This is a genomic window from Thalassolituus alkanivorans, from assembly GCF_020447205.1.
In the GTDB taxonomy this organism is placed as follows: Bacteria; Pseudomonadota; Gammaproteobacteria; order Pseudomonadales; family Oceanobacteraceae; genus Venatoribacter; species Venatoribacter alkanivorans.
Genome location: NZ_JAJAEL010000038.1, coordinates 168,585 through 185,709, shown reverse-complemented (window position 1 = coordinate 185,709; position 17,125 = coordinate 168,585). Strand labels below are relative to the sequence as shown.

The 17,125-nt window shown below is 51.0% G+C and carries 17 protein-coding genes; 10 read left to right on the top strand and 7 right to left on the bottom strand.

Annotation, left to right across the window (positions count from 1 at the left end):
- Positions 1 to 490: 490 nt before the first annotated feature.
- From LGT44_RS15350 to ilvY, 4 genes are all read right to left on the bottom strand, one after another.
- Complete coding sequence (locus tag LGT44_RS15350; protein WP_230331880.1) at positions 491 to 1,105, bottom strand: protein-methionine-sulfoxide reductase heme-binding subunit MsrQ; 615 nt, start codon at positions 1,103 to 1,105, stop codon at positions 491 to 493.
- Between the two features lie 15 nt (positions 1,106 to 1,120).
- Complete coding sequence (gene msrP, locus LGT44_RS15345) at positions 1,121 to 2,116, bottom strand: protein-methionine-sulfoxide reductase catalytic subunit MsrP (protein ID WP_230331879.1); 996 nt, start codon at positions 2,114 to 2,116, stop codon at positions 1,121 to 1,123.
- Between the two features lie 110 nt (positions 2,117 to 2,226).
- On the bottom strand, positions 2,227 to 3,030 hold the full coding sequence (pssA, locus tag LGT44_RS15340) for a CDP-diacylglycerol--serine O-phosphatidyltransferase (protein WP_371736687.1): 804 nt from the start codon (positions 3,028 to 3,030) through the stop codon (positions 2,227 to 2,229).
- Between the two features lie 35 nt (positions 3,031 to 3,065).
- Entirely contained in the window at positions 3,066 to 3,941 is an 876-nt protein-coding gene (gene ilvY, locus LGT44_RS15335) for an HTH-type transcriptional activator IlvY (RefSeq protein ID WP_145471080.1), read from the bottom strand.
- Positions 3,942 to 4,083: 142 nt separating this feature from the next.
- On the opposite strand from ilvY, the gene ilvC reads away from it, so the two are divergent.
- Positions 4,084 to 5,571: a ketol-acid reductoisomerase gene (gene ilvC / locus LGT44_RS15330; RefSeq protein WP_145471081.1), complete on the top strand. Its 1,488-nt coding sequence runs from the start codon at positions 4,084 to 4,086 to the stop codon at positions 5,569 to 5,571.
- Positions 5,572 to 5,653: 82 nt separating this feature from the next.
- Here the strand turns inward: ilvC and LGT44_RS15325 are convergent, their stop codons facing one another.
- The 3 genes from LGT44_RS15325 to LGT44_RS15315 all read right to left on the bottom strand — a co-directional run bounded on the left by LGT44_RS15325 (position 5,654) and on the right by LGT44_RS15315 (position 7,901).
- Positions 5,654 to 6,388 (bottom strand): fibro-slime domain-containing protein, encoded by a 735-nt coding sequence (locus LGT44_RS15325; RefSeq protein ID WP_230331878.1) that lies wholly within the window; start codon positions 6,386 to 6,388, stop codon positions 5,654 to 5,656.
- Positions 6,389 to 6,474: 86 nt separating this feature from the next.
- Positions 6,475 to 7,140: an outer membrane beta-barrel domain-containing protein gene (locus LGT44_RS15320; RefSeq protein WP_145471083.1), complete on the bottom strand. Its 666-nt coding sequence runs from the start codon at positions 7,138 to 7,140 to the stop codon at positions 6,475 to 6,477.
- On the bottom strand, positions 7,110 to 7,901 hold the full coding sequence (locus tag LGT44_RS15315) for an SH3 domain-containing protein (protein WP_230331877.1): 792 nt from the start codon (positions 7,899 to 7,901) through the stop codon (positions 7,110 to 7,112). The genes LGT44_RS15320 and LGT44_RS15315 overlap by 31 nt, the downstream gene beginning before the upstream one ends.
- A 257-nt stretch (positions 7,902 to 8,158) precedes the next feature.
- Here LGT44_RS15315 and LGT44_RS15310 point away from each other — a divergent pair, with 257 nt between their 5' ends.
- From LGT44_RS15310 to LGT44_RS15270, 9 genes are read left to right on the top strand one after another with little or no spacing between them, the layout of a single operon-like run.
- Positions 8,159 to 8,731: an AraC family transcriptional regulator gene (locus LGT44_RS15310; RefSeq protein ID WP_222428628.1), complete on the top strand. Its 573-nt coding sequence runs from the start codon at positions 8,159 to 8,161 to the stop codon at positions 8,729 to 8,731.
- A gap of 5 nt (positions 8,732 to 8,736) precedes the next feature.
- Positions 8,737 to 10,422 (top strand): tetratricopeptide repeat protein, encoded by a 1,686-nt coding sequence (locus tag LGT44_RS15305; RefSeq protein WP_230331876.1) that lies wholly within the window; start codon positions 8,737 to 8,739, stop codon positions 10,420 to 10,422.
- Complete coding sequence (locus tag LGT44_RS15300) at positions 10,419 to 13,256, top strand: tetratricopeptide repeat protein (RefSeq protein WP_230331875.1); 2,838 nt, start codon at positions 10,419 to 10,421, stop codon at positions 13,254 to 13,256. Before LGT44_RS15305 ends, LGT44_RS15300 begins: the two co-directional genes overlap by 4 nt.
- Positions 13,243 to 13,971, top strand: a complete 729-nt coding sequence (locus LGT44_RS15295; protein ID WP_230331874.1) for a tetratricopeptide repeat protein — start codon at positions 13,243 to 13,245, stop codon at positions 13,969 to 13,971. Before LGT44_RS15300 ends, LGT44_RS15295 begins: the two co-directional genes overlap by 14 nt.
- Positions 13,972 to 13,974: 3 nt before the next feature.
- On the top strand, positions 13,975 to 14,256 hold the full coding sequence (locus tag LGT44_RS15290; protein ID WP_145471088.1) for a hypothetical protein: 282 nt from the start codon (positions 13,975 to 13,977) through the stop codon (positions 14,254 to 14,256).
- 1 nt (position 14,257) lies between these two features.
- Entirely contained in the window at positions 14,258 to 14,947 is a 690-nt protein-coding gene (locus LGT44_RS15285) for a MotA/TolQ/ExbB proton channel family protein (RefSeq protein WP_145471089.1), read from the top strand.
- Complete coding sequence (locus LGT44_RS15280; protein ID WP_145471090.1) at positions 14,947 to 15,435, top strand: ExbD/TolR family protein; 489 nt, start codon at positions 14,947 to 14,949, stop codon at positions 15,433 to 15,435. Before LGT44_RS15285 ends, LGT44_RS15280 begins: the two co-directional genes overlap by 1 nt.
- 5 nt (positions 15,436 to 15,440) lie before the next feature.
- Entirely contained in the window at positions 15,441 to 15,944 is a 504-nt protein-coding gene (locus LGT44_RS15275; protein ID WP_145471091.1) for an ExbD/TolR family protein, read from the top strand.
- A gap of 1 nt (position 15,945) precedes the next feature.
- On the top strand, positions 15,946 to 16,866 hold the full coding sequence (locus tag LGT44_RS15270) for an AgmX/PglI C-terminal domain-containing protein (protein WP_145471092.1): 921 nt from the start codon (positions 15,946 to 15,948) through the stop codon (positions 16,864 to 16,866).
- Positions 16,867 to 17,125: the final 259 nt, after the last annotated feature.

Below are 17,125 nucleotides of genomic sequence, written 5' to 3'. Positions count from 1 at the left end.
TCCAGAGCGTCTCAGTAAGCACCCACACGAATTACTTAATGCTTGAATTTTTAAAGAACGTCGCTTCGTTTCTCTCAAAGCGGGCTGCGTATTCTATATAAGCAGCTCTTGGTGTCAAGCGATTTTTTGAATCTTTTCAACCGCTTAACCTCCTGAATCTTTCCGCTTTCGCTTCCCGACTCAGGCGGCGCATTTTACAGCACCTTCAGATCGTGTCAAGCGTTAATTTTCAAAATTTCTTTTAAAATCAATCACTTAACTCAGCTTCAAACAACCCTTCCGGGTCACTCTCAAAGCAGGTGGCGCATTCTACGCTCTTACTGACCGAAATCAACACCTTTTTCGATAATTTTTCAGCGACTGGCAACTCGTTAGAATCTTGCAAGTCATTGAAAAATAAAGCTTTTTCAATCTCCTCAACACGCCGTAGCAGTCGAGAGGGGCGCATTATAGGGATATGAATCCGGGGGTCAACTGCTTTTTACATTACTTAACTATTATGTCCATCAGCGTGCTTCGTGGCCGTGGCTTTCTGCCACCGCAGTAATAGCAGACAGAGTACGAGCGCGGCATACAACACTGGCTCGAACCACGAAGAACGGATCTGCAGCAGATAATGAACCGCCACGAGAACAGATAACGGATAAATCAGCTTATGCAGACGCTTCCACCCCTGCTTCAACCGCCGTTGCCAGCCACGGGTGGATGTCACCGCTAATGGCAACAGCAGCAACCAGGCTGTCATACCTAATAGTAAATAAGGCCGCTTAATCGTTTCAGCCCCCAATTCAGCGAAACGCCACTCCAGAAGGAACGCAAAGTAAGACAGTAGGTGCAGAGAGGCATAGAAGAAAGTAAACAACCCCAGCATACGGCGGTGCTGAATCAGCCAGGGCTGTTTCAGTAAGCGGCGCAGCGGTGTGACCGCCAGCGTCAGCAGCAGAAAGTTAAATGCCCAAGTACCGGTAATCCAGACAACCGCCTTCCCCGGTTCCGGGCCTAAAATATCCCATTCACCAGACTGTAGCCGAACGATTGCCTGGCCTATATAGAGGAATGGCGTGATACCTAATAAAAAGAGGACAATGCGGCGCAGCCTGATCATGCAAACAATCCCGGTTCAGTAGTACTTGTGCAGGTCCATGCCTGAATAGAGAGAAGCGACTTCGCTGTAACCATTAAACAGACGCGTCGGAATCCGGTTTGGTTTGAACAGACCAGATGGTAAGCGCCGCTCACTGGCCTGACTCCAGCGCGGGTGATCAACCTGCGGGTTCACATTGGCATAGAAGCCGTACTCATTCGGTGCAATGTCATTCCAGGTCGTGCGCGGCATGGTTTCGCGGAAGCGGATGGCAACAATCGACTTGATGCTTTTAAAGCCGTACTTCCACGGCACCACTAACCGCAACGGCGCGCCATTCTGATTAGGAAGCACTTCACCATACAAGCCGACCGCCATCAGCGTCAGCAGGTGCATGGCCTCATCCATACGCAGACCTTCTCTATACGGCCAGTCGATGGTTGAGAAGGCCGAGCGCTGACCCGGCATCTGCTTTTTATCTTCCAGCGTGATGAATTCAATGTATTTAGCGCTGGCCAGTGGCTTGAAGCGTTTAATCAGATCTGCCAACGGAAAACCGATCCAGGGAATAACCATCGACCAGGCCTCGACGCAGCGCAGACGATAAATGCGCTCTTCCAGCTGCTGCCCTTTCAGCAGATCTTCAAGGGAGAAGGTACCTTTTACTTCGCACTCACCATCCACCGTCACCGACCATGGATCAGTCTTCAGCTTACTGGCATAACGGTAGGGGTCATCTTTACCGGTACCGAATTCATAGAAGTTGTTGTACTGAGTAACACTGCTGTAGGGCGTCAGCACCTCATCTTCGCCAAACGCGGTTTCACGCGCAGAGCCTATTTGCTCCCGCAGCCAGGGCGAGCCACTACTGCCCGGATCTTCACGACTCTGCAACGCCTGAGCCGGCAAAGCACTGGCAGCAAATGCTAATGCCGCACCCTGACCAATAAACTGGCGACGCTTAAGATAGAGGGAGTGAGGAGTGATTTCGGACGCTAAAGGATCGGAGGGGTTGTGCGGCTTAATGATCATGGAAGCTCCTCGGCTGGCGGTTTAACCGCCTTCCCGCGCCGGCTCCGGATAAGAGCAGATAACGCGCGGGAAGACTCAGAGCAAGGTTAGACTCAAATTGGGCTAAGAATTCAACCTTTGGCTCTTTTTTCACGCAGACGCAGCCAGGCTTCATACACCGGACCCGACAGTGCGTAGGTCATAAACACGCCCAGCAGCACCTTGGCCGGATCAATGGAGACCACGACAAACACGAAGACTACGGCCAGCATGGCAACAAAAGGCACCTTGCCGCGCAGATCCAGACCTTTAAAGCTGTGGTAGCGGAAGTTGCTGACCATCAGCAGACCCGCAGCCGGCACGACAACGGCCATCAGCCAGGCGATTTCCGCACCCGGTGTTCCGGTTTCACTGAACACCCATACGGTACCAGCCACAATAGCTGCCGCCGCCGGGCTGGCCAGACCGGTAAAGAAGTTCTTATCGGCCACCGCCAGCTGGGTATTGAAACGTGCCAGACGCAATGCCGCACCGGCGACATAAATAAAAGCACCCACCCAGCCAATCTTACCCAGATCCTGCAGTGCCCAGCTGAACGCAACCAGCGCTGGTGCCACACCGAAGGACACCATATCCGCCAGACTGTCGTACTCAGCACCAAAATCACTCTGGGTATTGGTCAGGCGGGCAACACGTCCGTCCAGACCATCGAGGATCATGGCAATAAAGATCGCGATCGCCGCGTTTTCGAAATGGCCGTTCATACTGGCCACCACCGCATAAAAGCCGGAGAACAAGGCACCGGTAGTGAACAGGTTCGGCAACAGGTAAATGCCTTTGCGTCCCGGCCACTTGGCAGACTTACGTCCGTTCTCGTCTTCGTTATCCATCAGGGGTACAACCTTGTTGTCATCATTCATTTGTTGCAGGCTCATAAACACACCTCAGTAGAACCGCTCATTATGAGGCATTAAATGGCGGCTGTCTTCCATAACGCCTGCAACAGGGGTTCCTGCAAACGCTGACTCTGGGCACACAGACCAATGGCAAAGGGTTCAAGTTCCGGCTGCACATTTAAAACCCGCACCCGACCAGCCATCGGGCTGTTGCGCAACACCAGCTCCGGCACCACACCAACGCCTACTCCCAGTGCCACCATACTGACGATCGCCTCATTACCCGTTACCTGAGCATAAATATGCGGGGCGATATTACGTGCGGCAAACCAGCGGTTAACGCGGGTGCGTGCCAGACCAGATTCCGACAACACCATCGGCACCTGCGCCCAGTCGATCTCCGTCTGATTCAGTGGCAGCACCGCTCCCGGTGCGCGTGGCGCTATAAAGAGAAGCGGTGATGCCGCCATGGCTTTAAAAGTCAGACCGCCAGCCAGCTGTTCCGGACGCGCGGCAATCACCACATCAGCCTCGCCGGACTCGACCCGGGGAATGGATTCCGCTGCATCGCCGGTATGAATGCGCAGATCGACCTGCGGATATTTTTCGCGAAAGCGCGACAATAAGTCCGCCAGAAAGCTGTAGCTGGCGGTAACGGAGCAATACAGTGTCAGCCGGCCGCTCAGATTGCTGACCTGGGTTCCCACCGCACTGCGCAACTGCTCCCAGCTGAGCAGGGTCTGCTCAGCGTGCTGACGGAACAGCTCGCCCGCCGGTGTCAGCTGCAGGGGTGAACTGTCACGACTGAACAGCTGTGCCCCGGCCTCTTCCTCCATCCGCGCCAGACGGCGACTCAGTGTCGACGCACTCATATGTAATTGCTGGCTGGCTTTACCCAGATGCTGCAGCGAACTGAGACTGAGGAACACCTGCAAGTCCTTGTAATCCATCGTATTTCCTTAGCTGAAATAAGGACGTTGCATAAAACGCAACGAGACGGCGCAAATATAGCATTTTACGCAACAGCCATCTTCCCCTACTATTCGCCGCAACGTTTTTTAATCCACATAACCTCAATTTAAGGAGCCAGAGATGGGTGCTAACTACTTCAATACTCTGAACCTGCGTCAACAGCTGGATCAGCTGGGCCGCTGCCGTTTTATGGACCGTTCTGAATTCGCTTCCGAAGCTGAATTCCTGAAAGGTAAGAAAGTTGTGATCGTTGGTTGTGGTGCTCAGGGCCTGAACCAGGGTCTGAACATGCGCGATTCCGGTCTGGACGTGTCTTACACCCTGCGTGCTGAAGCCATCGCTGAAAAGCGTCAGTCCTGGAAAAACGCGACTGACAACGGTTTCGTTGTTGGTACTTACGAAGAACTGGTGCCACAGGCTGATCTGCTGATCAACCTGACGCCAGACAAGCAGCACACTGCTGTTGTTTCTGCTGTTATGCCTCTGATGAAAGAAGGCGCCTGCCTGGGTTACTCCCACGGTTTCAACATTGTTGAAGAAGGCATGCAGATCCGTCCTGACCTGACCGTTGTGATGGTTGCTCCTAAGTGCCCGGGTTCTGAAGTGCGTGAAGAGTACAAGCGTGGTTTCGGTGTTCCGACCCTGATCGCTGTTCACCCTGAAAACGATCCTAAAGGCGAAGGCTGGGACATCGCTAAAGCATGGGCTGCCGGTACTGGCGGTCACCGCGCTGGCTGTCTGGAATCTTCTTTCGTTGCTGAAGTTAAGTCTGACCTGATGGGCGAGCAGACCATTCTGTGCGGCATGCTGCAGACCGGTGCGATCCTGGGCTTCGAGAAAATGGTTGAAGACGGTATCGACGAAGGCTACGCAGCCAAGCTGATCCAGTACGGTTGGGAAACTGTGACTGAAGCTCTGAAGTACGGTGGCATCACCAACATGATGGACCGTCTGTCTAACCCGGCGAAAATCGTTGCGTTCGACATGGCTGAAGAACTGAAAGAACTGATGCGTCCTCTGTTCCGCAAGCATCAGGACGACATCATGACCGGCGAATTCTCCCGCACCATGATGGCTGACTGGGCCAACAACGATAAAAACCTGCTGACCTGGCGTGAAGAAACGGCAGAAACCGGCTTCGAAAAAGCACCGGCTTCTGACGTTGAAATCAACGAACAGGAATACTTCGACCACGGCATCCTGCTGGTTGCCATGATCAAAGCCGGCGTTGAACTGGCGTTCGAAACCATGGTTGAGAGCGGCATCGTTGAAGAATCTGCGTACTACGAGTCTCTGCACGAAACTCCGCTGATCGCCAACACCATCGCCCGTCGTAAGCTGTACGAAATGAACGTGGTTATTTCCGATACTGCTGAGTACGGTAACTACCTGTTCTCTCACGCTGCTGTACCTCTGCTGCGCGAGAAGTTCATGCCACACATCAGCACCGACGTTATCGGTAAAGGCCTGAAGCTGAAGTCTAACTCTGTAGACAACAAGCGCCTGATCGAAGTGAACGAAAACATCCGCAACCACCCGGTTGAGTGGATTGGTCAGGAACTGCGTGGCTACATGACTGACATGAAGCGCATCGTTGAAGCCAACTGATTTTGTTCTTTAACCCGCAGTAATAAAAAACCCGGCAATTGCCGGGTTTTTTATTACTGCTTATCCGCTTATATAATCCGGATCAGAGGCATTCAAGCTCCAGTGTGGTCTGGAATTTAAAATGCGACTCAGTGGTATGGCGTTCGGCAAAGAACAGATCAAATGAATAGGTGTTGTAAGGCTCAATCCCCAGACGCTCGGCAACCTGATCCAGATCGAGGGTTTTCTCGATCATGCCATGAACACCACCGATATCCATCGCCAGCTTACCGTTGATAAACAGAAACAGGTCATCATCACCGCGGAAGGTAAAGTGGCCGCCCGGCACATAATAAAACTTCAGATGTGTTTCCAGCGTGAAGTGGTAATTATGATAATTTCCCTGATTACCGAAGCCTTCACGGTCAATCGGGAAGAAACTGTGGTTACTGTATTCCCAGAAGCCTGAAGCAATTTCACGAATCGTCAGATTCTTGCTGATGGCCATATTCACGCCCGGAACATCACGATACCACTGGTCAAAATTGGCTTTGCCCGTTGTCGTTCTGCTGCGGCCTTCATGCGCGTAAACCGGACGTCCATCGTCACCCAGATCTTCTTTTACGATGCCATAATCGACACCATCCATGGTTTCAAAATCCGGATGGCTGGTTTTAAAGTCGCGGATTAAAACCGGAATGGTACGCGTACCATTCTCTGAGGTTTTGCACTCACAGGCTTCGCTATAGTCTGAGGGTGAACCGGCAACACTGATATTGCTGAAAACGAGCGGTAAAACAGACAGCAGCATACCTGTTGCGAAATTCCGACTAGCCATAAAGCCTCCAACCTTAAAGTAACACCAGCATAGTAAACGGAATGACGACTACAAAATGCGACCTGTGTTTACAAACCGTTATGCAATTAAAAGAAAACTGTTAACCCGGTAGCAAATTCAATGTTGTGCGTCTGCTTCTTATGCCCCAACAGCTCCGTGTCAAACATGTGGTCACGATAATCCAGGTTCCAGGTCAGCCAATCTGAAAAAATAATGCGGTAACCTGTGCCAATCACCAGAGTAAATTGCTCATCCCCGGCAAAACGCGTATTACCAACACCACCAACCAGATAAAATGCAGAATTAAACGTCAGATTACGTGTAACAAAGGTTTCACCAGGGAACAGGTTGTAGCCCACCAGAACATCGTAATAACTGTATTCCCGTTCGGCATCAGTCAGAATATTAATGCCACTGCCATTAATGGTTTCATAGCTTGTACGGCCGGCTTCACTGCGGCCATAGTTTGCCTGCAGGAAAAAATCTTCCGTTGCATGAAATGACGCTTTTACGCCATATAGCGGATGTGTGCCGAAATCTTCGATACTGATCATGCCCAGGAAAAAACCAGCCTCGAACACTTCATTGTCGATTTTTGCCTGATCATTTTTGCTTTGCTGAACATCCGGCTCAATAATTTTGATCGGATTAATCACCACCGATCCATCATTACCCTCTTCTGCAGACAATGCCAATGGGCTGAGCAGCAACACTGCTGCCGTCAGAAGAAACTGCTGAAACCAATTCGCCATATTGCGTTACTCACTGTGTCATTGTCTGAAAATATTGTCAGATTGCGGTATTCACCGCGTAATACGAAGTTGAAACCGATGTAGGCATTTACACCAATGCCTAAACTGCGGAAATCATCGTTAACCGGTTTATTGCCAGGCAGTTTTTCTTTCAGCTGCAACTCCTGACGACCAAAACCCGCTGACAAAAAAGGAGTGAAAGACCAGCGATCCGTCGGTTCAACAATCAGGCTGACCGAGCGCTGGTAACCATCGACGGTATCTGCGAACAACTGACCATATTCGGCTTCGATACCAAAATTACGGTTCAGGCGGTAACCCGCCAGCAGACTTACCTGTTCGGAGCCCTCCTGCTGGCCGACAGTAAAACCAAGACGCGCTTTGTGACGTAAAAAATCACCGTGGCGGGTTTCCGGTAACGCCACTGGCGTGCCGGTTTCCAGCAGTGTCCGCGCCAGGCTCTCACGGGTCACCCAGCCGGTTTTGCCGCGCCGGTCGGCGATCAGATACCAGGTTGTACGGCGACTGACCACTGCAATCTCTTCGCCTTTTTCCACCACATAAATAACCGGATAACCACGCCCGGGGCCGGTATGCAGCTCAAGAAACGGATCAATCACCTTCACTTTCAGGGCCTGATCAATATCTTCGCTGGAAACTTGTGGAGGTTGTTTTTCCTGCTGTGCCGGTTTGTCTTGTTGCGCCAGGGCGACAGAAGCCCCCAGACAAAGGCTCAGCGCCAGTATCAGGTGTTGTTGCATGATGATGCCGTCATAACAGATTCGGCGGGCATCTTACGGAAAAGGCCTTCCGGCTGTCTGGCAGTGAATCACCTTCCGACTGTTAACTTGTTCACACTGTGACATCCGTTGCAGCAAAAGTGTGACGCAGGCCTCATTAGCGATAAAAAAAATTGGCACTATTCCATTTTTTGAACAGGTGCAGGTTTTTAAATTCATAAGTGCAGATAATGCCCGACCGTCCAACGTCAGCGTAAAGAGCGGCAGGAGTAACAGACGTGCGTTTTTGGGCATTATTGTCATTTTTCATCAGTTTTTCCGTATCTGCCCCCCTGTTAGCCGCAGATGCCAGCATTGATTTCGGCCAGCAAAAATCGGAAGAAAAAGCCCACAAAGCCATGAGCGAAGTGCAGCGCCTGTCAGGAAACATTCAGGCGCTGAAGAACCGTGTTATCACGCTGAACAAAGATCTGCGGGTAATGGAAGAAGCACTGCTGTTTCCGACCAACACCCAGTTTTCAGTTTTTGTGGCCGTCGAAGGTGGACAGTTTTTTACCCTGGAAAGCGTCAAACTGAAAATCGACGACAAGATGGTCTCCACTCATCTGTATTCCGCCAAACAGCGTGAAGCCCTGAACCGCGGTGGCGTACAGAAACTGTTTATGACCAACCTGTCTGAAGGCAAGCACGAAGTCACCGCCTTTTTTACTGGTATTGGTCCGAATGGTCGCGCTTATAAAAGAGCAGCAGAGCTGACTCTGGAAAAAGGCAAAGCAAGCCAATATCTGGAACTGGCCATCACGGATGACAGCGCCCGCCAGGAACCTGTGTTTACCATCAATCAGTGGTAGTGCTTATGCGAATGTTTATGCGCTTTCTGCTGCCACTCATACTTGCCAGCCAGTGTGCCACCGCCGCGCAGGTTAAAGACCTGGAGTACGGCGGTATTCTGTTTGATTACTATCAGCAGGATTATTTTTCCGCTCTGGTACAGTACGAATACGCCCTCAGCCAGAATGCTCTGCAGCATCATGGCGATGAAGCCCGCTTACTTAAAGGCGGTATGACCCTTTCTTATGGTATTGCCGGTCAGGCCGAAGAAATCTTCAGCCAGCTGCTCACCCCGGAAGTTGCTGCCGGGCAACGCAACCGCGCCTGGTTTTATCTGGCCAAGCTCTATTATCAGAAAGCCGATACTCCGCGTGCTGCGCATGCCCTGATGCAGATTAACGGTCAGGTACCGCAGGATATTGCCGGTGAATATAACTACCTGGCGACGCTGATTAATATCCGCAACCGCCAGACTGATGCTGCCAACGCCGGTATTAATCAGTTGTCAGACAATATTCGTTTTCAGCCTTACCTGATTTACAACCTGGCCATCAGCCAGCTGAAAAGCGGCAAAACCAAAGAAGCTATGGCCAGCCTGAACCGCGTAATGACCACTGCGGCATTGCATAAAAGTGAAGAGCTGGCCGTACTGGCTGACCGTGCACGGCACGCGCTGGCACAACTGGAAATGACCGAAGGCAATCTGCTGGCTGCCTGGAATTATCTGCAGGGCGTGCGTACCACTGGCCTGTATTCCAATCGCGCACTGTTAACCTATGCCTGGGCCGCGATCAAATTAAAACGCTATAGCGACGCAGTACCTGCGCTTAATCTGTTAAATCAGCGTTCAATTACCATTCCCGAAACTCAGGAAGCCAAAGTACTGCTGGCCCATGTTTATGAAACCGAAGGTGCCAAGCGCAGTGCCCTGAAACAATATCTGCTGGCCGAAAAAGCGTTTAAAGACGGCCTGAGTGCTATTGAGATGGCGCGTAAGGTTATCGCCTCGCAAGAAATTCCACAGGAATTTGTTATTAACCTCGAAGCCATGCTGGACGAATCTGACTGGTATGGCATGCAGCCAAGCCTGGATTACAACAAGCTGACCCCTTTTCTTACCGAGCTGATGGCTTCCAATAATTTTTACTCAGTCATCAAAGAGCTGCGCGATCTGTATGGTATCCGCCGCAACCTGCAGTTCTGGCAAATGCAGATTCACGAACATGAGCTCATCATCCGTATCCGCCGCGACCAGACCGGCATGGAAAAGCTGATGGCTGCCGCCAACGAGACTCAGAAAAAATTCCGTTTCTATAAAGATGGATTAATGGAACAGAAGCTGACCACCCTGACACTGTCCGAACGTGATCAGGAACGCTTTACCAGTCTTTGGGCCAATACCCAGAAAGAGCTGGAACTGGTTGGCGATAAAATGGACCAGGTAGCCGCCATCAAAGAACCCTACAAACTCAGTTATCAGCTGCAGGCGCGCAGTAAAAAACTGGCAGCGCAGGTTGAACAGGAACTCAGCAATACCAACAGCCTTATCCGCTCACTGGAAAAAGTGATGCGCGGTGTCATTACCGCCGAGCTGGATAAGCACGAAGAACGGATCCGGTACTACTGGGCACAGGCGCGCCTGGGTAAAGCGCGGCTTTACGACAAAGCCCTGAATAACATCGAAGATTCCAGCAGCGGAGCACAGCAATGAAACACCTTAACCACATAGGCTTGCTTATGGGTTTGCCAATATTGTTGAGCGGATGCAGTCTGTTTGGCGGCAACGACACAATCGGCAGCTTAAAAAGCCAGGAAACCGAAGAAAGTAACCTCGATTTTTCCGATATGAATCACCATCAGGTGCGTGAGGAATATCAGGAACTGCTTGAGCTGGTCGATGACAAGTTTCTGAAAGAGCAGATCGAACGCCGTATCGCCGGTGTCTCCATGGCCGAAGGTGATCACCTGCAAACCAGCCCGGAGAATAAACCAAGCAAAGGTTACTACCGCGACGCTATTAATTCTTATATCGACATTCTGGAAAAATATCCGAACTCTCCGGATAACGCGGAAGTGCTGTACCAGCTGTCGAAAGCCTATGAGATGGAAGGCGAGCCTAAAAATGCCGAGGCCATGCTTAAGCGTCTGGTGGCTCTGCACCCGGATTACTCCGGCATTGCCGAAGCCCATTTCCGCTTAGGCGACATCAATTTCAATAACGAAAAATACAAGCAGGCCGAATTTCATTACCGCACGGTAACGGAAGCCAATGCCCCATCGCTGAAGCTCAATGCCCATTACATGCTGGGCTGGGCTCTGTATAAGCGCGGACTGTTTGATGATGCACTGGAATCTTTTGCTTATGTGCTCTCCGTTGTTCTTGACGAGCAAAGCAGCCAGACCCTGAGCAACGCCGAAAAGCCATTGGTTGATGACACCCTGCACTCCATCAGTCTGACACTGGTAAACCTCGGCGGTGCCGAAAAAATCAGTGACGTAAAAGGCCTGCGCAACAAAGCCTATATCTGGCAGGTGTATGAAAATCTGGGGGCCTATTACCTCGAGAAAAACCGTTACGCCGACAGCGCTGCAACCTATCAGCACTTTATTGCCAGCTACCCAATGGATAGCCGCACACCGGGTATGCACAGCAAGCTGATTGCAGCCTACATTAAAGGTGCGTTTGCCAAAGACGTATTACAGGCCAAGCAGGCTTATGTTGCCCAATACGGTATGCAATCCGCTTACTGGGCACAGGCCAGCGAAACCCTGCGTGCTGATATCAGCAGCAACCTGAAACCCTATCTGACCGAGCTGGCCGCACACTTCCATGCCCAGGCCCAGGCGCAAGCCAAACTGGCTGGCGAGAAAGACGCCGCCAAAATTAAAGGTGCCGATGAGCTTAACGAAAAATCAGCCGTCTCTTATGCCAGTGCGACTCAATATTACGGCGAATATCTGAGCAGCTTTCCGCAAAGCAGTGATCTGGCCAAACAACGTTACCTGAAAGCAGAAGCGCATTTCGAAGCCCGCCAGTACGATCAGGCTGCCGCCGACTATGAAATTGTCAGCTACCAGTATCAGGATAAAGAATTCGGCAACCGCTCAGGTTATGCCGCGATCCTGGCTTATCAGAACCGTATTGCGGAACTGGAACAGAATCCAAAAGAAAAATCCCACGCACAGGAAAATGCAGTCGCCAGTATGCTGCGCTTTACCGAGCGCTACGATACCGACAAGCGCTCACCTGCCGTACTGACTAACGCCGCCGAATATTTATTCAGCCTGAACCGTTATCCACAAGCGATTGACGTGGCCAGCAAGCTGATTAGCGGCAATAAAGCGCTGGATAAAAATCTGAAACAAACCGCATACGGTATTATCGCGCACTCGTATTACCAGCAGAAAAATTACCTGGAAGCGGAAAAGAACTACGACAACCAGCGTCAGCTGTTGGGCAAACAACACCCACAATACGTCGCCGTCAGCGAGCGCATGGCCACCGCCGTGTATAAAAAAGCCGAAGGCATGATGGCCGCCGGGCAAAAACTGGCAGCCGCCGAACAGCAGCTGCGCATCAAAACCATTGCACCTGACAGCAAAGTCCGTGTTATTGCCCAATACGATGCAGCCGTAACTTTACTTGCAGAAAAACAATGGCAGCCAGCCATTACAGAGCTGAAAGAATTACGAGCCCTTTATCCACAACATGAGCTGGCAGCCGAATTCCCACGCAAACTGGCCTATGGCTATGAACAGGATGGCCAGCTGCTGCCTGCTGCCAAAACCTACGACTACCTGTACGCCAACGATAAAAGTGCTGATGTAAAACGTGATGCTCTGTTCGCCGCTGCAGGCTTATACGAAAAACTGGGTCAGCTGGATACTGCGCTTGAGTATTACAAAACCTGGGCTCGTAATTATGAACAGCCATTCGATAACCGTATGGAAGCGCGCTATCACATTGCTCTGATTTACGGCCAGCAAAATGATGAGCGCCGCAAACTCTATTGGCTGCGCCGCATTGTTCAGGGTGATGCCAGTGCCGGTGAAATGCGTACCGACCGTTCCCGCTGGCTGGCGGCCTGGGCCAATAACGAATATGGCGACTACTTTGCTGCTGAGTTTAATAAACGCCGTCTGGCTGCCAATCTCGAGCGCAATTTACCGCTGAAAAACCAGAGTCTGCAGGATGCCGTCAGCCGTTATCAGCTGGCTGCCGAATATGGCCTGCTGGAATTCACCACCCAGGGCAGTTTTAAAATTGCCCGTCTGTATCAGCAGATGGCTAACGAGCTGCAGACCCTGCCCGTTCCGGAAGGCATGTCCGAGCAGGATAGCGCAATGTTCCGCGAGCTGATTGCACAACAAGCTGCGCCGATGCTGGAACTGGCATTGTCGGTATACACCAGCAATGTTGAGCAAGGCTGGAAAGGTCACTTTAACCAGTGGATTGATGACAGTTTCAAAGCGTTGGCGCTGCTGTCTCCGGCGCGATTTAACAAAACCGAAGAACAAAAGAGGTATGGCGATGAAATTCGTTAAGCCCATGCTGCTTCTGGCACTGCTCAGCGGCTGTGCCGCCCAGCAGACGCAGACAACAACAGAAAGCCAGACTCTGACCCAGACAGAAAAGTACCTGCCACACCAGGCGTATGATGAAAAAGGGCAAAAAATTCCCTATGTGCCGGCAGAGAATCCATATCTGAAACAAACCGGTACCATCAGCAAAGGCTCGGTACTGCTGTTTATTGAGGCGAAAAAAGCACTCGCCGCCGATGATGAAAAAACAGCAGTGCAGAAGCTGAAAGTGATTGCCGAAAAAGATCCGTCACTGGCCGGCCCTCTGGCCATGCTCGGTGATATCAGCATGACCAATGAGCATTATGCCGAAGCTGCAGAGTATTATCAGAAAGCACTGGCGATTAACGACGTAAATGTTAATGCCTGGCTGGGTCTTGGCGAAGCACAGCGCCGTCAGGGGCAATTTATTGCGGCCCAGAATACTTATGCCAAAGCCCTGCAACAATGGCCTGACTTTCCTGAAGCACATCTGAATCTGGCTGTGCTTTATGACCTGTATCTCAACATTCCGCAGCAGGCACAGGCACACTATGAAGCCTACCTGTTTCTGACCAATAAAAAGACGCACGCTGCGGCCGACTGGTATCAGGAAGTGCAAAGCCGCACTGGCATCAATAAAAGCTTTATCGATGCCGGACCGGCGGTAAAAGACAGCACCAAACTGGCGGCGGAATAAACCATGAAATATCTGTTCATTGCCTGTTTATTCAGTCTGCCAGCTATCGCTGAAGAACCAATCAAACTGGAAAGTAAGATTGTCGGCGATAAAGAACAACCCTCTGTCAGTTACTTTGTGCCCTGGCAGGAAGCCAGCGGCGTCGACCGGCTTTACCAGAACGTGGAAGACCGGTACGACAACAGTCTGGAAGCGATTGATCGTGACGTTATGCTGCGCTCGATGCGTATCTATGACGAAATGAATCTTGAAAATAACCCAAGTTTAAATTCTGAGGCTAACTAAAATGGGCGATATCTACAGCATCGTGGTCAACTTCCTGAAAGAAGGGGGCCTGTTTATGTATCCGATTTCTATCGTACTGGTACTGGGCCTGGCGATTGCTTTTGAACGCTGGATATTCCTCAAGCGCGAAAAAGCCCGCAACGAAAAAACCTTTCAGGATTTTCTGCCATTACTGCGCACCAACGATCACGAAAAAATGACCCTGTTCACACGTGATCATCAGGCGGCGGTATCGCGCATTATTGGTTGTGGTCTGGATATGATGAAAATCACCAAGCAGCGTGCCGATATTGAGCAAGCCATGAATGAAGGTGTGATGGAAGTTCTGCCGCGCCTGGAAAACCGTACCAACTACCTGGCCATGCTGGCCAACGTTGCCACCCTGCTCGGTCTGCTTGGTACCATTATTGGTCTGATCGCGGCTTTTGCTGCCGTTGCCAACGCCGACCCGGCGGATAAATCTGCCCTGCTGTCACAGTCTATTTCGGTAGCGATGAATACCACGGCATTTGGTCTGATTGCGGCGATCCCGCTGCTGATTGCCAGTGCGGTAATCAATAACAAAACCAATGCCATCGTCAGCAGCATTGAAATGGCCGCGATGAAATTTCTCAACGTAATGACTCTGAACCGCGCCGTTGAAGCCGGTTATCCGAAAGACAATCGTGGCGACGATCAAAAGGCATCCTGATGGCTTTTAAAATGAACCGTCGCATGGCGGAAGATACCGATATTGATATCACATCCTTTATGAATCTGATGATCGTATTGGTACCGGTATTGCTGCTCAGTCTGACCTTTACCAAAGTGCGGGTGCTGGATATTAACCTGCCTGAGCTCAGCGGTGGTCAGTCTGCAGCGGAACTCAGCCAGTCGCAGCTGGATGTGATGGTCGATAATGAAGGCTTTACCGTGTATTTCCCCACCGGAAAGCTGCTGAAAAAGATTCCGCTCAGCGACAACCAGTACAATTATCGCGAGCTGTCACAGCTGATGCGTGATCTGAAAGATCAGCTGAGCGATAAAAAAGACGCAACTATTATTGCTGCCAAAAACGTCGAGTATCAGACTCTGATTTCCACCATGGATACCGTTAAATCGTATAAAACGGTGGTGGCTGCCAGTCTGGTCGAAGTTGAACTCTTCCCGGAAATTTCTCTCGGGGATAAAAAACGGTAACGGATATGGCCTCAAACAGCTTTATTCAGCGCAAAGTCACCAAGACAGCCACACTGAACCTGACCTCGCTGATGGATATTTTTACCATCCTGGTGTTCTTCCTGCTGATGAATACCGGTGAGAGCCAGGAGTTGGCCAAAGCCAATTTTGTCAAACTGCCGGACTCCAATGCCGATGGAGCCCTGCACGGACAACTGGTTATTAATGTCGCTCAGAATGCCATCATGATCGACAACGAAGAAATTGTTGCCGTCAGCGACGTTAACCGCCGTCCGGGCGAAGTTAATAAACCGCTGGGCGAAGCGTTAAAAGCCTTTGCCGAAGAAAGCGGTGAGCTGACCGAAGTAGAAAAGAAAATCGGCCGCTCGGTAACCATCATGGGTGATCAGAGTGTGCCCTACGATTTATTAAAAGCCGTGATGACAACCTGCAGTGCCTATGGATTCCGTGATGTATCGCTTGCGGTTAATCAGGTTGCCGCCAGCGCACTGACTGCCGGAGGACAATAGTATGTCAGCCAGTGCTCAGTTTGTTTCGCTGCAACTTGATCTGCCGTGGAGCGTTAACGAAGAAAATAACCAGCGTTTTATCCGCCAGGTTAAACGTCTGGCTATTGTGTTGCTGGTGCTGTTTATTGCCGTGCCTTTTTTACCGACCTGGGATGTGCATTTCAGTGATATAGAACAGCCTCCTGTCGTGCGTACCAAGGTGATGCTGGAACCGCCGAAAATGCCGGAACAATCCAAACCGGTACAGGAAGTGGTGCCACCGCCACCCAAGCCAAAGCCGAAACCACAGGAAGCAGTAACCGCTGCCGATCGTCCGCAGCCCAAAGCCGGAGGAAAAGCACCGGCTCAGGCACTGCAGGCTCTGTCTTCGCTGAACACCATGAAAACCAAAGTGGATGTCAGCAAATTACAGAATAAAAACCTGTCGGAAAAAGGCGGGCAAGCCAAAGCGAATACCCGCTCCAGCCTGGGTCAGGAGAATCTGAACAGCAGCGGCGGTCTGAAAAATGCCGATATGGATATGCAGGTAAAAGGAACCGCACTGGCGCAACATCAGGGGACAGCGATCGACAGTCCGATAGCCTATCTCGATTTACCGGATGAAGGCGGCAGCTACAGCGAAGGGGCCCGCGGCCGGCGCGATATGGAAAGTATCCGCCGGACCATCGAAAATACCAAAGGCAGCGTGTATGCCCTGTATGCCAAAGCCCTGCGTCAGTATCCGGATCTGAGCGGTAAGTTTGTCTTTGAACTGGTGGTCGAACCTGACGGCACGGTATCGCGCCTGAAGTTAATCCGCAGCGATCTGAGCATGCCGGATCTTGAGCAAAAGATGTTGGCGAAAGTATCCGGTATTAATTTCGGTCAGGAAAAGGTGGCACCAACGAAAGTGCAGTACACCTTTGTACTGATTCCGAGCTGAACGGCATTGTTAGAATAAATCTCTCCGTATCCTTTTTTACGGGGAGATTTACTCTGCCGAATCTTCTTTGTGCAACATTTTGGTTACGTAAAAACCAGAAATAAGATAATTCGGGCCGCCTGCTGAATGCGTCCTGATTTGTGTAATTCTGGCTGGCCATTTAGCGACTCCCACATGGAAAAAGCGCAATAAAACCCGCGGATTTTCACGCTTAATCCAATCTCTTCTGACAAATCAGCACTGGTTCACAATATCGGAA